The sequence below is a fragment of the Azoarcus taiwanensis genome (assembly GCF_012910885.1).
GTDB lineage: Bacteria > Pseudomonadota > Gammaproteobacteria > Burkholderiales > Rhodocyclaceae > Azoarcus_F > Azoarcus_F taiwanensis.
Map to the genome: position 1 here is coordinate 1 of NZ_WTVM01000046.1, position 12,252 is coordinate 12,252.

At 64.5% G+C, this 12,252-nt stretch carries 12 protein-coding genes; 4 read left to right on the forward strand and 8 right to left on the reverse strand.

Going from position 1 to position 12,252, the window contains the following annotated elements:
* Together GPA21_RS09365 and GPA21_RS09370 are read right to left on the reverse strand one after the other, a co-directional pair.
* The coding region (locus GPA21_RS09365) for an ATP-binding cassette domain-containing protein (protein ID WP_168987939.1) at window positions 1-364 on the reverse strand (364 nt) is incomplete at its 3' end.
* Window positions 357-1,022, reverse strand: a complete 666-nt coding sequence (locus tag GPA21_RS09370) for an ABC transporter permease (protein WP_168987956.1) — start codon at window positions 1,020-1,022, stop codon at window positions 357-359. The genes GPA21_RS09365 and GPA21_RS09370, both read right to left, overlap by 8 nt.
* A 191-nt stretch (window positions 1,023-1,213) precedes the next feature.
* Between GPA21_RS09370 and leuE the strand changes: the two genes are divergently transcribed.
* A complete protein-coding gene (leuE, locus tag GPA21_RS09375; RefSeq protein WP_168987957.1) occupies window positions 1,214-1,873 on the forward strand; it encodes a leucine efflux protein LeuE in 660 nt (219 codons plus the stop codon).
* 14 nt (window positions 1,874-1,887) lie between these two features.
* Here leuE and GPA21_RS09380 read toward each other — a convergent pair whose 3' ends face one another.
* Entirely contained in the window at window positions 1,888-2,997 is a 1,110-nt protein-coding gene (locus GPA21_RS09380) for a substrate-binding domain-containing protein (protein WP_168987940.1), read from the reverse strand.
* A 108-nt stretch (window positions 2,998-3,105) separates the two neighbouring features.
* On the opposite strand from GPA21_RS09380, the gene GPA21_RS09385 reads away from it, so the two are divergent.
* The 3 genes from GPA21_RS09385 (at window position 3,106) to GPA21_RS09395 (ending at window position 6,497) form a co-directional block, all read left to right on the forward strand.
* Window positions 3,106-3,936, forward strand: coding sequence for an ABC transporter substrate-binding protein (locus tag GPA21_RS09385; protein ID WP_211163512.1), 831 nt, complete (start codon window positions 3,106-3,108; stop codon window positions 3,934-3,936).
* A gap of 73 nt (window positions 3,937-4,009) precedes the next feature.
* A complete protein-coding gene (locus tag GPA21_RS09390; RefSeq protein WP_168987942.1) occupies window positions 4,010-5,605 on the forward strand; it encodes a thymidine phosphorylase family protein in 1,596 nt (531 codons plus the stop codon).
* Between the two features lie 4 nt (window positions 5,606-5,609).
* Window positions 5,610-6,497 (forward strand): ribose-phosphate diphosphokinase, encoded by an 888-nt coding sequence (locus GPA21_RS09395; RefSeq protein ID WP_246261861.1) that lies wholly within the window; start codon window positions 5,610-5,612, stop codon window positions 6,495-6,497.
* A 2-nt stretch (window positions 6,498-6,499) separates the two neighbouring features.
* Here the strand turns inward: GPA21_RS09395 and GPA21_RS09400 are convergent, their stop codons facing one another.
* The 5 genes from GPA21_RS09400 to GPA21_RS09420 all read right to left on the reverse strand — a co-directional run bounded on the left by GPA21_RS09400 (window position 6,500) and on the right by GPA21_RS09420 (window position 12,152).
* Window positions 6,500-7,531 (reverse strand): ABC transporter ATP-binding protein, encoded by a 1,032-nt coding sequence (locus tag GPA21_RS09400; RefSeq protein ID WP_246261863.1) that lies wholly within the window; start codon window positions 7,529-7,531, stop codon window positions 6,500-6,502.
* A gap of 101 nt (window positions 7,532-7,632) precedes the next feature.
* A complete protein-coding gene (locus GPA21_RS09405) occupies window positions 7,633-8,568 on the reverse strand; it encodes an ABC transporter ATP-binding protein (RefSeq protein ID WP_168987944.1) in 936 nt (311 codons plus the stop codon).
* A complete protein-coding gene (locus GPA21_RS09410) occupies window positions 8,568-9,512 on the reverse strand; it encodes an ABC transporter permease (protein WP_168987945.1) in 945 nt (314 codons plus the stop codon). Before GPA21_RS09410 ends, GPA21_RS09405 begins: the two co-directional genes overlap by 1 nt.
* Before the next feature lies 1 nt (window position 9,513).
* Entirely contained in the window at window positions 9,514-10,497 is a 984-nt protein-coding gene (locus tag GPA21_RS09415; protein WP_168987946.1) for an ABC transporter permease, read from the reverse strand.
* Between the two features lie 68 nt (window positions 10,498-10,565).
* Window positions 10,566-12,152 carry an ABC transporter substrate-binding protein gene (locus GPA21_RS09420; RefSeq protein WP_168987947.1) on the reverse strand — a complete coding sequence of 529 codons (1,587 nt, stop codon included), beginning with the start codon at window positions 12,150-12,152 and terminating at the stop codon, window positions 10,566-10,568.
* Window positions 12,153-12,252 lie beyond the last annotated feature (100 nt).

The window sequence follows — 12,252 nt, forward strand, 5'->3', positions numbered from 1 at the left end:
GACATCCGGCGGCCCGCCGTCGTCGCTCGCTGCGTGCGACGCCCTGCGGCTTGAGCGCGAGTGCGACGTTGTCGAGCACCGTGGTGCGCAGAACCATCGGCTGCTGGAACACCATCGTCACACGGCCGTCCGGCCGTCCGCCATCGGCCCACCTTATCTCCCCTGCGGTGGGAGTCAGCAACCCGCAGAGCAGTCGGAGCAGCACGCTCTTGCCAGCGCCGTTGGGGCCGAGCACCATCGTGATGCCATCGTTGGCGAGGTCAAGGTCTACGCCGTCCAGCACCGCGCGTCCGCCGGCGTGAAAGCCGAGACCACGCACACGCAGTGGGAAGATGCTCGCGGTGTCGTCGGTCGGCTCAGCCATATCTGCGCATCGCCCAGCTGCGCAGCACAAAGGCGAACGCGTTGAGTACCAAAATGATCATGATCAGCACCAGGCCCAGAGCTACCGCCAGCGGCAGGTCGCCTTTGCTGGTCTCGAGTGCGATCGCGGTGGTCATCACCCGGGTCACGCCATCGATGTTGCCGCCGACGATCATCACCGCGCCGACCTCACTCATCGCCCGACCGAGGCCGGCGAGCACCGCCACCAAGAGTGAGTGCCGGCAGTCGTGCAGCAGCGTGGTCATGCTGTGCCACCAGCCGAAGCGAAGGGCCCTGAGTTCCTCCGCATGCCGCGACCAGGCGTCTTCCACGACCTGACGGCAGATCGCGGCCATCAACGGAATGACGAGCAGGACCTGGGCGATGACCATTGCCGGTGGGCTGAACAGCAGCCCGAGGCCACCGAAAGGGCCGGATCGGGACAGCAGCAGATATACCGTGACACCGATCACGACCGAAGGCATGCCCATGAGGCCGTTGACGATGACCGACAGGGTCTGCTGCCCCGGAAAGCGACCAATCGCGAGACACGCCCCAAGCGGCAGACCGATGAGCGCGCCGATGATCACCGCCAGGCCGCTCACCTGCAGCGACAGCACGACGATCTCGACCAGTTTTGGGTCGAGATCCATCAGCATCTTCAGGGTCAGGGCGAAGGTTTCTGACAAGGTGAGTACCGGGCGCTCGGAGGCAGGTATTCGAATCTAGGGTGGGCCGGGGAGATGGGCAATATGAACAGACGTGCATAGGTAGATAGTCGGGGTCTGGCGTTCGCGCACGGGACATGGCAGATTACGGAATTCACCCGCGCAACATCCGGGAGCGCACCATGTTCTACGGCATCACTGACCTCACTACATTCATCCTCGGCACCATATTCATCGTGCTGCTGCCCGGACCGAACTCGCTCTACGTCATGGCCGCTGCCTCGCGCTGGGGGGTCGGCGCCGGCTACCGCGGTGCGTTCGGCATCTTCACCGGTGACCTGATCCTGATGGTGCTGGCCGCCACTGGCACTGCGTCACTGTTGCGCACCACGCCGGAGCTCTTCATGGTGATCAAGTACGCTGGCGCCGCGTATCTGGCTTGGGTTGGTGTCGGGCTGATGCGCTCGGCGCTCGCGACCTGGCGCGGGCGAAATCAGGCAGCAACCGTGGATCAGGCCGCTCAGGCGGCGCGGGTGGCACCGCGCACTTATCGCACCGCGCTGGTCATCAGCCTGATGAACCCGAAGGCCATCCTGTTCTTCGTGTCCTTCTTCATCCAGTTCGTCGATCCGGCCTACGCCCATCCGGGGCTGTCGTTCATGATCCTCGGCATCATCGTTCAGATCGTGAGCCTGATTTACCTGTCGGCGCTGATCTTCGGCGGAGCCTACCTCGCCGACCAGTTTCGTCGCCGTCGACGGCTGTCGGCCGGTGCCACAGGCACGGTCGGCGGCATGTTTCTTGGCTTCAGCGCCAAGCTCGCGACCGCGACCCTGTCGTGAGGGGGCTTGACCGGTCAGGCTGACTCGGCGGTAGCGTGCTTGCGCTCCCTGAATCGCCACCACGGCAGCACCTTGCTCATCGACAGGATTTCTCCGCTCGCGTCGGGGCTGTAGCCGGGTAACGTGCGGAGCTTTTGCTGCCAGGCGTCGCTGGCGAGCAAGGTCAGCAGACTCTGTGTCGCCGGTTGCTCCAGGCTGCTCTTGAGGCAGGCGAGGTAGTAGTGCTCCTCGACCAAGGGTACGAAATCCAGTCCGCGGGCGCGGGCGCTGGCCTCGATGCCGATGCCGGCGTCGGCGGTACCGGAGGCCACCGCCTCGGCCACTGCAGCGTGTGAAGGTTCTTCGTTCTCGTAGCCAAGGAGGTCGTGGCTGCGGATGCCCTGTTCGGTGAGCAGGTCTTCCAGCAATACCCGAGTGCCGGTGCCCCTGGCGCGGTTGCTGAGTCGGGCGCGTTTTAGCGCCAGATCACCCAGGGATTGGAGCCTCAGCGGATTGCCTGCTGCTACGATCAGCCCCTGTGTGCGTCGGGTAAAGCCGATCAGCTTGTGCAGGCCTGGGCGTAGCAATGGTTTGTAGACCTTCTGCGCGAGTGACCCCACCGCAGGGTCGTGGCGAGCATGGAATCCCGCCATAGTGCATCGCCCCTCGTTGAGCGCGCGAATCGCATCCACGCTGCCGGTGAAGCGGATGTCCAGATGAAGTCGCTGGTCGCGTGCATGGTCGCTGAGGGCGGACAACGCTGCATCGTGGCTGGCGAAGAACGTCAGGATGTGCGCCGATTCGTCGAATGCGACCGCGAAGACCCGGTCGAGGTCGGCGCGCAGGGCGGTGATTTGCGGCAAAAGCCGAGCCTGGGCCTGGCGCTCGGCCCACATCAGCTTGGCACCGAACTCGGTCAGCTGGGCCGGACGGCCCTTTTCCCAAGTGACGAGCGTCCGTTCGAGGGATGATTCCCACCTCTTCAATTCACCCCAGACATGACGGTAGGACAGATCGAGCGCTTTCGCCGCGCCATTGATCGAGCCGGTCTCGTGCACCGCCTGCAGCAGATCGAAGAGCGGGTTCTTGAGCAGGGCAGGACCGCCTTCCGGGCTCAGCGAATAGTGGAGGCTAACCCTATGCATGTTCGTACATATTGATGAGTGTTCCTTGGGCTCATAGATTACGGCAATTCCAACTGGTGCGCCGCAAACAATGGTCGCACCCGAATTTCGCCACAAAGGAGACGCATGATGAAAATACAACTGTCCCAGGGAGCAGAGCGCTTGACGAGGCAAGTGCTTTTGGCCCTTTTGTTCGCCCTGGCCACTGGTTTCGCCGCAGCCCAATCCATCGTCGTCTCCTCGACGACTTCCACCGAGCAGTCCGGGCTCTTTGGCCATATCCTGCCCATGTTCAAGAAAGCCAGCGGTATCGAGGTTCGAGTGGTGGCGCTCGGCACCGGCCAGGCGCTGGACGTCGGTCGGCGGGGCGATGCCGATGTGGTCTTCGTACATGATGAAGTTGCCGAGAAGCGATTCGTGGAAGAAGGCTTCGGCGTCGAACGCTTTCCGGTGATGTACAACGATTTCGTGCTGATCGGCCCGGCTGCCGATCCGGCGCAGGCTCGCGGTCAGGACATCGTCGAGGCGCTGCGCAAGGTGGCGGCGGCGAACGCCGATTTTGTCTCTCGTGGCGACCGCAGCGGCACCCATGCGGCCGAGCTGCGCTTCTGGGATGCCACCGGGAGTGGAGAGACCAAAGGCACCGGCTACCGCGAATGCGGCTGCGGCATGGGCCCCGCGCTCAACATGGCGGCCTCGCTAGGCGCCTATGTGCTGGCGGATCGAGCCACCTGGTTGAGTTTCCGTAACCGCGAGGGCCTCGAAGTGCTGCTCGAGGGCGACAACCGCCTGTTCAATCAGTACGGCGTCATGCTGGTGAACCCCGAGCGTCACACCCATGTGAAGGTCGCCGAAGGTCAGGCCTTTATCGACTGGCTGGTGTCCGAGGCGGGTCAGGCAGCGATCGCCTCGTACGCTATCGAAGGTGAGCAGCTGTTCTTCCCCAACGCAGGCCGATAGACGGTAGCGCACTTCGCGGCAGCGAGTGAATTCCTCACTCGCTGCGCCTCCGGCGCTGGTGTAGGCTTGCACCATGAGCAAGCCAACTGAATCCGTGCCGGAATCCCCTGCAAGCGAGGAACGCAAGACCTCCTCGGAACTGGCACTGCGCCGGGTTGCGATCGATACCTATCGCGAAAACGTCGCCTACCTGCATCGCGACTGCGCACTCTATCGCGCAGAGGGTTTCCAGGCCTTGTCCAAGGTCGAGGTGCGGGCCAACGGCAAACGGATTCTGGCAACGCTGAACGTGGTGGACGATGAGGCGATCGTGGGTTGCCACGAGTTGGGCCTGTCGATGGACGCTTTCGCCCAGCTCGGGGTGGATAATGGGCATCCGACCGCGGTTTCCCAGGCGGAGCCGCCGGGGTCGATTCCGGCGCTGCATCGCAAGATCGCCGGCGAACGCCTCGGGCAGGACGATTTCCGCGCCATCGTTCGCGATGTTTCCGAGCATCGCTACTCCAAGATCGAACTCACCGCCTTTGTGGTTGCCTGCAATCAGGGCGAACTCGACCGTGAGGAGGTGTTTTTTCTCACCGACGCGATGGCGCGCTCTGGCCGAAGGCTCGACTGGCACGAACGTGTGGTGGTGGACAAACACTGCATCGGCGGCATCCCGGGCAACCGGACCTCGATGCTGGTGGTGCCTATCGTCGCTGCCCACGGCATGCTGTGTCCCAAGACGTCCTCCCGCGCGATCACCTCGCCAGCGGGCACTGCCGACACCATGGAGGTTCTGGCCCGGGTGGAGCTGCCCTTCGACCGCATGTCCGAGATCGTACGCGAGCATCGCGGCTGCGTCGCCTGGGGCGGCACCGCAGATCTGTCGCCGGCTGACGATGTGCTGATTTCGGTGGAGCGGCCATTGTCGATCGATTCGCCGGGGCAGATGGTGGCCTCGATCCTGTCGAAGAAGGTGGCGGCCGGCTCGACTCATCTCGTGATCGACATTCCGGTGGGACCCACCGCCAAGGTGCGGTCCATGTCCGAGGCGCAGCGTCTGCGCAAACTGTTCGAATATGTCGCCACTCGCATGGGGCTGGCGGTCGATGTCGTCATCACCGATGGGCGGCAGCCGATCGGCAACGGCATCGGTGCGGTGCTCGAAGCGCGCGATGTGATGCTGGTACTGGAGAACGACCCGCGAGCCCCCAACGACCTGCGCCAGAAGGCACTGCGACTCGCCGGACGGATGATTGAGTTCGACCCCGACGTGCGGGGCGGCGACGGTTTTGCGATCGCGCGGGACATTCTCGACTCCGGCCGGGCGCTGTCCAAGATGGACGACATCATCCGCGCCCAGGGCGATCGTCGTTTCGATCACAATGCGCTGCAACTCGGTGGCCTCGGCTTCGAGGTGCTGGCACCGGCAGACGGTGTGATCACCGGCATCGACTGTCTGCAGCTCGCCCGCATCGCGCGGCTCGCCGGGGCGCCCAAGGTCAAGGGTGCCGGGGTGGAGCTGTTTCGCAAGCTCGGCGAGCCGGTGGTGCGTGGCGAGGTGGTGTATCGGGTCTATGCAGGCTTCCCGGCCGACCGCGACTTCGCGCATCAGGCGAGCGAGCGCGCGTCGGGTTATTCGATTGGGAGTGCGGAGGAGGTTCCGCACGTTTTCGTGGAGTTCTGAACCCTTGTCCAGTGTATTGCTGCATTTCGACGACGAGGCCGCAGCTGCGGCAAAGCTGGCCGCTGCCTGCGGTTGTGCGATCCGGCCGATCGAACGTCACCGCTTTCCCGACGGCGAACTGCGCCTGCGTCTGCCGGAGCGTCTGCCGCGGGTGGTGGTGCTCTTTCGCGGCCTCGCCTATCCCAACGAGAAGCTGGTCGAGCTGATGCTCGCGGCCGATACCGCGCGAGCACTCGGCGCCGAACAGGTGGTGCTGGTTGCGCCCTACATGGCCTACATGCGGCAGGACATCGCGTTTCGCGTCGGCGAAGCTGTGAGCCAGCGCATCATCGGTCGTTACCTCGCCAACCTCTTCGACGCGGTGATTACCGTCGATCCGCATCTTCACCGCGTTGAAACCCTCGGCGAGGCGATACCCGTGACCGACGCGCTGGCCTTGTCAGCTGCCCCCCTGCTTGGAGACTTCGTCGCCGGGCGCCGCCGCGCCCCCTTGCTGATGGGCCCTGACAGCGAGTCCGCGCAATGGGTCGCCAGCGCCGCGGCTGCGCACGGCTTCGATCATGCGGTGTGCAGCAAAGTGCGCCACGGCGACCGCAACGTCGAGATCGCGCTGCCCGAGATGGCGGTGGCCGGGCGCAGCGTGGTCATCGTCGATGACGTCGCCAGCACCGGCCATACGGTGGCGGTGGCGACCCAGCTGCTACTGGCGGCCGGTGCGGCCTCAGTGGATCTCGCGGTCACCCATGCCTTGTTCGCCGAAGGCGCGCTGGCCCTGGTGCGCGAGGCTGGCGTCAGCGAAGTGTGGAGCACCGACGCGATCGCCCACCCGACAAACGCAGTCTCGGTCGCGCCGCTGATCGCCGAGGCGCTGCTGCCTCTGATGGCGCGATAGCTTTACTGCCGGCCTTCCTCGATCGCGTGGCAGGCGGCGAGGTGGCCGCGTGCGGTTGGCAGCAGGTGGGGCGCTTCGCTGCGGCAGCGGTCGTTGACGAGCGGACAACGGGGGTGGAAGGTGCAGCCCGGCGGTGGCGTGATCGGATTGGGCACCTCGCCGCGCACGATCTCGTGGCGCTTGCCTTCCATCTTGATGTCGGGAATCGTTGCCAGCAGCATCCGGGTGTAGGGGTGCTGCGGGTTCTCGAACAAGGTGCGGCTGTCGGCCACCTCGACCAGACGGCCGAGGTACATCACGCCGACCCGGTCGGCCATGTGTCGGACCACCGCGAGGTCGTGGCTGATGAAGAGATAGGTCAGGCCAAGCTCGTCCTGCAGGTCCTGCATGAGGTTGAGGATCTGCGCCTGCACCGAAACGTCGAGCGCCGAGGTGGGCTCGTCGCAGACCAGGAACTCCGGGTTGTTGGCCAGTGCGCGGGCGATGCAGATACGCTGGCGCTGCCCGCCGGAAAACTCGTGCGGAAACTTGCGGCCATCTGCCGGCGACAGCCCCACCTGGGTCAGCAACTCGCCGACACGGGCGCGGATGGCGGCGTCGTCGTTCAGCAGACCGAAGACCCGGATCGGCTCGGCGATGATCCGCTCGACCCGCCAGCGCGGGTTCAGACTGGCGAAGGGGTCCTGGAAGATCATCTGGAAGCGGCGGCGGATGCGCTGCCGTTCGGCCTCGGACTGCAGCTGCCCGAGATCTCTGCCGTCGAATACGATGCGTCCGTCGCTGGCTTCGTACAGGCCGACGATGAGCCGTGCGACGGTGGATTTGCCGCAGCCGGATTCGCCCACCAGGGCGAAGGTTTCGCCCCGGTCGATGGTGAAGCTCACACCATCGACTGCCTTGAGCCAGCGTCGTGGTTCGCGTTCGATCACGCGGTTGAGAAACGGTTTGGAAACCTCGAAGCGACACTTGAGGTCTTCGACGAGCAGCAGCGGTGCGTCGGGTACCGGGGCCGGAGTCTGGGCCGGCATGTTCATGCTTGTTCCTCGGAAACTGGGGTTGCACTGCCTGCGGCGGTGGGCGTTTCGTACAGCCAGCATGCGGCCTGTGTGTCACCCGCCGGCAGCAGGTCGGGGCGTTAGCTGCGGCAGCGGGCGAAGGCTTCGGTGCAGCGTGGGTTGAACGCGCAACCGGGTGGAATCGCGTTGAGCCTGGGCATTGCGCCGTCGATCTGTACCAGCCGATGGACGTCGGCGCCAAGCACCGGTATCGAGCCCATCAGGCCGCGGGTGTATGGGTGTTGCGGCTGCTGCACCACTGCACGCACCGGGCCGATTTCGGCAAGGCGTCCGGCATACATCACCGCGACCCGATCTGCGGCCTCTGCGATGACTCCCATGTCGTGGGTGACGAGCATCACCGCAGTGTGGTGGTCGCGACACAGTCGCTTGAGCAGGTCGATGATCTGGGCCTGCACCGACACGTCGAGTGCGGTGGTCGGCTCGTCGGCGATGATCAGCTCCGGTTCGGCACACAGGGCCAGCGCGATCACCACCCGCTGGCGCATGCCGCCGGAGAACTGGTGCGGATAGTGGTCCACCCGCTGGTCCGGTGCCGGAATGCCGACCTCGGCCAACAGTTCGATCGCTCGCTTGCGCGCGGCGGCCTCGCCGATGTCGCGGTGGGTGAGAATGGTCTCGGTGATCTGGCGACCTACTGTGTAGAGTGGGTTCAGGCTGGTCAACGGGTCCTGGAAGATCATCGAGATGCGCCGGCCACGGATCTTGCGCATGCGCTCGGCTGGCAGCGTATGAATCGGTTCGCCGTCGAGCAGGACCTCGCCGGCGGCGATCCGGCCCGGGGGTTCGAGCAGGCCGATGATGGCCGCCCCGGTCAGCGACTTGCCGGCCCCGGACTCGCCTACCATGCCGAGCACTTCGCCGCGTGCGATGTCGAAGGAGACGTCGTCGATCGCGACCAGCGTGCCGCGTCGGGTCGGGAACTCGATGCGCAGGTTGCGCACCGACAGCAGCGGGGTATTGCCGGCTGGTTGATTGTGAGCGGGTGGCTTCATCAGCGCAGCCTTGGGTTGAGCGCGTCGCGCAGCCAGTCACCGAGCAGGTTGACTGACAGCGCGAGGATGAGCAGGGTCATGCCCGGGAACAGCACGATCCACCATTCACCGGAGAACAGGTAGTCCTGGCCGACGCGGATCAGCGTGCCGAGGCTGGGCTGGGTGGGCGGCACCCCGACGCCGAGGAAGGACAGGGTCGACTCGAGGATGATCGCCAGCGCCAGGCCGATGGTCGCGATGACGAGCACCGGACCCATCACGTTGGGCAGGATATGGCGCAGCAGGATCAGCGGCGCTGGTACGCCGATGACTCTTGCGGCCTGCACGTATTCCTTGTTTTTCTCGGCCATTGTCGAGCTTCGCACGGTGCGCGCGTACTGCACCCAGTCGGACAGGCCGATCGCGAGGATGAGCACATAGATTGCCATCTGGTCCTGCATCGCGGGCGGGATGATGCCCTTGAACACGCCGAAGATCAGCAGCGCGATCAGGATTGCCGGAAAAGACAGTTGCACGTCGGCAATGCGCATGATCAACGCATCGACCCAGCCTCCGAGGTAGCCCGACATCAGGCCCAGCGTGATGCCGAGTACCGCGGCAAGTCCCACCGCGGCGAAACCTACGAGCAGCGACACCCGCGAGCCATAGAGGATGGCCGAGAAGATGTCGCGGCCCTGGGCATCGGTGCCGAACCAATACACGTTGCCGGTGAATTCGTTGGCCACCATTGGCGGGGTGAAGCCCTCCATCAGGTTCAGCGTGGCCGGGTCGAAGGGATTGTGCGGCGAGATCAGCGGCGCCGACAGCGCGGCTACGATCATCACCACGGTCACGATCGCCGACACCACGGTCACCGGCGAGCGGATGAAACTGTGGAAGATGTCGCTGTCGAGGATGCGGGCGAGAAGCGAGTCCGTTTTGGATTTCTCGGTGAGCGTGTTCATTTCAGTGCCCCCGTCCGCTTCGTTGCACCCGCAAACGCGGATCGACCGCGAAGTAGAGCAGGTCGACGATGAGGTTGATGACCACGAAGATCAGCGCGATCAGTACCAGGTAGGCGGCCATCACCGGGATGTCGACGAACTGGATTGCGGTGATGAACAGCAGCCCGACGCCCGGCCACTGGAACACGGTCTCGGTGACGATGGCGAAGGCGATGATCGAGCCGATCTGCAGGCCGGCTATGGTGATCACCGGCAGCAGAGTGTTCTTGAGCGCGTGGCCGAAATGCACCGCCCGGTCCGACAGGCCGCGGGCGCGGGCGAACTTGATGTAGTCGGTTCGCAATACCTCGAGCATCTCGGCCCGGACCAGGCGCATGATCAGCGTGAGCTGGTAGAGCCCCAGCGTGATCGCTGGCATGATCAGCGACTTCAGGCCGGATTCGGTGAGCAGGCCGGTGGTCCACCAGCCGATTCGGACCGTCTCGCCGCGGCCGAAGGCGGGCAGCACCTGCAGCTCGACCGCGAACACGTAGATCAGCAAGATGCCGATCAGGAAGATCGGCAGCGACACGCCGATCAGCGAGGCCGACATGATGAACTGGGAGAGCCAACCGTCCCGGCGCAAGGCGGTATAGACCCCGAGTGCGATACCCAGCGCCAGCGCGCCGATACCCGAAATCAGTGCCAGCTCCAGCGTGGCCGGCAGGCGCTCCATGATCACGTCGGTGACCGGTCTGGCCATGCGGTAGGAAAGGCCGAACTCACCGCGCAATGCGTTGCCCACGAAGCGTGCGAATTGAAGCGGCACCGGGTCGTTCAGGCCCAGATCCTGGCGGAGTTGTTCGCGCTCGGCCGCCGTTGCTTCCTGGCCGACCATGTTGTGGATCGGGTCGCCGATGAAGCGGAACAGGCCGAATGAAACGAGCGCCACTGCGAGCATCACGAGGATGGACTGCAGCAGGCGACGGATGATGAATGCGAGCATGAAGGGGTGCGAACGCACCCACGGAGGCGACGCTGAGGCGTCGTCCCCGTGGCACGGTCGTCAGAGAGTTACTTGTTGTACTTCAGCAGTTTGAAGTAGGGATAGTTTTCGGACTGGACCGGAAAGTCGATGTTGTCCTTCATCGCCCAGTTGAGCATCTGATGATGGATGGGCAGATAGACGATGTCGTCCTGCACCATGCTCCATACCGAGGACACCATCTCCGCCCGCTTGTCGGCGTCGACCTCGCGGGTCATCGCGTCGATCAGGGCGTCGGCCTCGGCGTTGGAGTAGCCGGTGTGGTTCCAGGAGCCGCCGCGCTCGCTGCGGGTCTCGAAGAGATAGTGGAACACGTAGTGCGAGTCCATCGTCGGCACACCCCAGCCGAGCAGGTAAAAGTCCAGCTCGCCGCGCTGCAGTTCGGCGAAGTGGATGCTGCGCGAACGGGCGTCGAGACGCACGCGCACTCCGATCTGGCCGAACATGCCGGTGACTGCCTGGCAGATTGCCTCGTCGTTGATGTAGCGGTCGTTCGAGCAGGCGAGCGTGACCGTGAAGCCATTCGGGTAGCCGGCCTCGCTGAGCAGGGCCTTGGCGCGATTCACGTCCACCGCCGGCACCACGTCGATGTCGGCGCTGTAGCCGTCGACGAAGGGTGCCATGACGATGCCGGCGGGCACGGATTGGCCACGCATCACCACTCGCTGGATCGCGTCGCGGTTGATCGCGATGTTCATTGCTTCGCGCACCCGCTTGTCTGCGAACGGGTTCTTGCCCTTCACGTCCGAGGTGCGCAGCTCGGGCAGACCCATCTGCATGCCGAGGAAGATGGTGCGGTTCTCCGGTGCGGAGCGCACCACCAGGCCTCGGGCGTTGTTCAGACGTTCGAGATCCTGCACCGGTGGGTCGAGCAGGAAGTCGATCTCTCCAGAGAGCAGCGCGGCGGCGCGGGTTGCGGCAGACGAGATCGGAGTGTGGATGATGCGGGAGACTTCCATCGGGAAAACGTCGCGGCCCCAGTACTCGTCGTTGCGCACCAGCTCGGTGCGAACGTCGGGTTCGCGGCTGACCAGGCGGAAGGGGCCGGTGCCGTTGGCGTTGCGCACCGCGTGGGTTTCCTCGCCACCCTTGAAGTTCTGCGGCAGGGTAACGTTGTTGGCCTCGGCCCATTCCCGGTCCATGATGAACAGATTGGTCAGGTTGTTGGGCAGCAGCGGGTTGGGGCCATCGGTGCGCATGCGCACCGTGTAGTCGTCGACCTTGCTTACCTCGACGACAGTGGTCAGCAAGCCCTTCATGTCCGAGTTGTCGTGCTTGGCGCGGTTGATCGAGAACACCACGTCGTCGGCGGTGAAGGGGTTGCCGTTGTGGTAACTGACGCCTTCGCGCAGTTTGAACTCCCACACCGAAGAGTCATCGGGGCTGATGTACCATTCGGTGGCCAGGCGCGGTTGCAGCCTCATCTCCTGGTCGCGGAACACCAGAGTGTCGTAGACCTGATGGCTGAGCACATGGGTCGGGCCTTCATTCTGGGCGTGTGGATCCATGGTCAGCGAGTCGCCCGCGCTGGACCAGCGCAGGGTCTCGGCGAGTGCGCTGCCGCATGCCAGCATCGAGGCGAGTGCAAGGGAAGCGGCGATTTTCGACATTCTCATTCTTGAGGGCTCCCGGAAAAAGCGCGCGAACGTTTCGCGCGCGGGGGTCGTAGAAGGGGAATCGTGCGCTGCACGATTCATGGACCCATTTAATGGGCAT

Excerpts from the sequence above, each read along its gene's own strand:
- GPA21_RS09415 (WP_168987946.1), bottom strand. The coding sequence starts at position 10,497 with ATGCTCGCATTCATCATCCGTCGCCTGCTGCAGTCCATCCTCGTGATG.
- GPA21_RS09405 (WP_168987944.1), bottom strand. The coding sequence starts at position 8,568 with ATGAAGCCACCCGCTCACAATCAACCAGCCGGCAATACCCCGCTGCTG.
- GPA21_RS09400 (WP_246261863.1), bottom strand. The coding sequence starts at position 7,531 with ATGAACATGCCGGCCCAGACTCCGGCCCCGGTACCCGACGCACCGCTG.
- GPA21_RS09370 (WP_168987956.1), bottom strand. The coding sequence starts at position 1,022 with ATGCTGATGGATCTCGACCCAAAACTGGTCGAGATCGTCGTGCTGTCG.
- GPA21_RS09410 (WP_168987945.1), bottom strand. The coding sequence starts at position 9,512 with ATGAACACGCTCACCGAGAAATCCAAAACGGACTCGCTTCTCGCCCGC.
- GPA21_RS09380 (WP_168987940.1), bottom strand. The coding sequence starts at position 2,997 with ATGCATAGGGTTAGCCTCCACTATTCGCTGAGCCCGGAAGGCGGTCCT.
- GPA21_RS09385 (WP_211163512.1), top strand. The coding sequence starts at position 3,106 with ATGAAAATACAACTGTCCCAGGGAGCAGAGCGCTTGACGAGGCAAGTG.
- leuE (WP_168987957.1), top strand. The coding sequence starts at position 1,214 with ATGTTCTACGGCATCACTGACCTCACTACATTCATCCTCGGCACCATA.
- GPA21_RS09390 (WP_168987942.1), top strand. The coding sequence starts at position 4,010 with ATGAGCAAGCCAACTGAATCCGTGCCGGAATCCCCTGCAAGCGAGGAA.
- GPA21_RS09420 (WP_168987947.1), bottom strand. The coding sequence starts at position 12,152 with ATGAGAATGTCGAAAATCGCCGCTTCCCTTGCACTCGCCTCGATGCTG.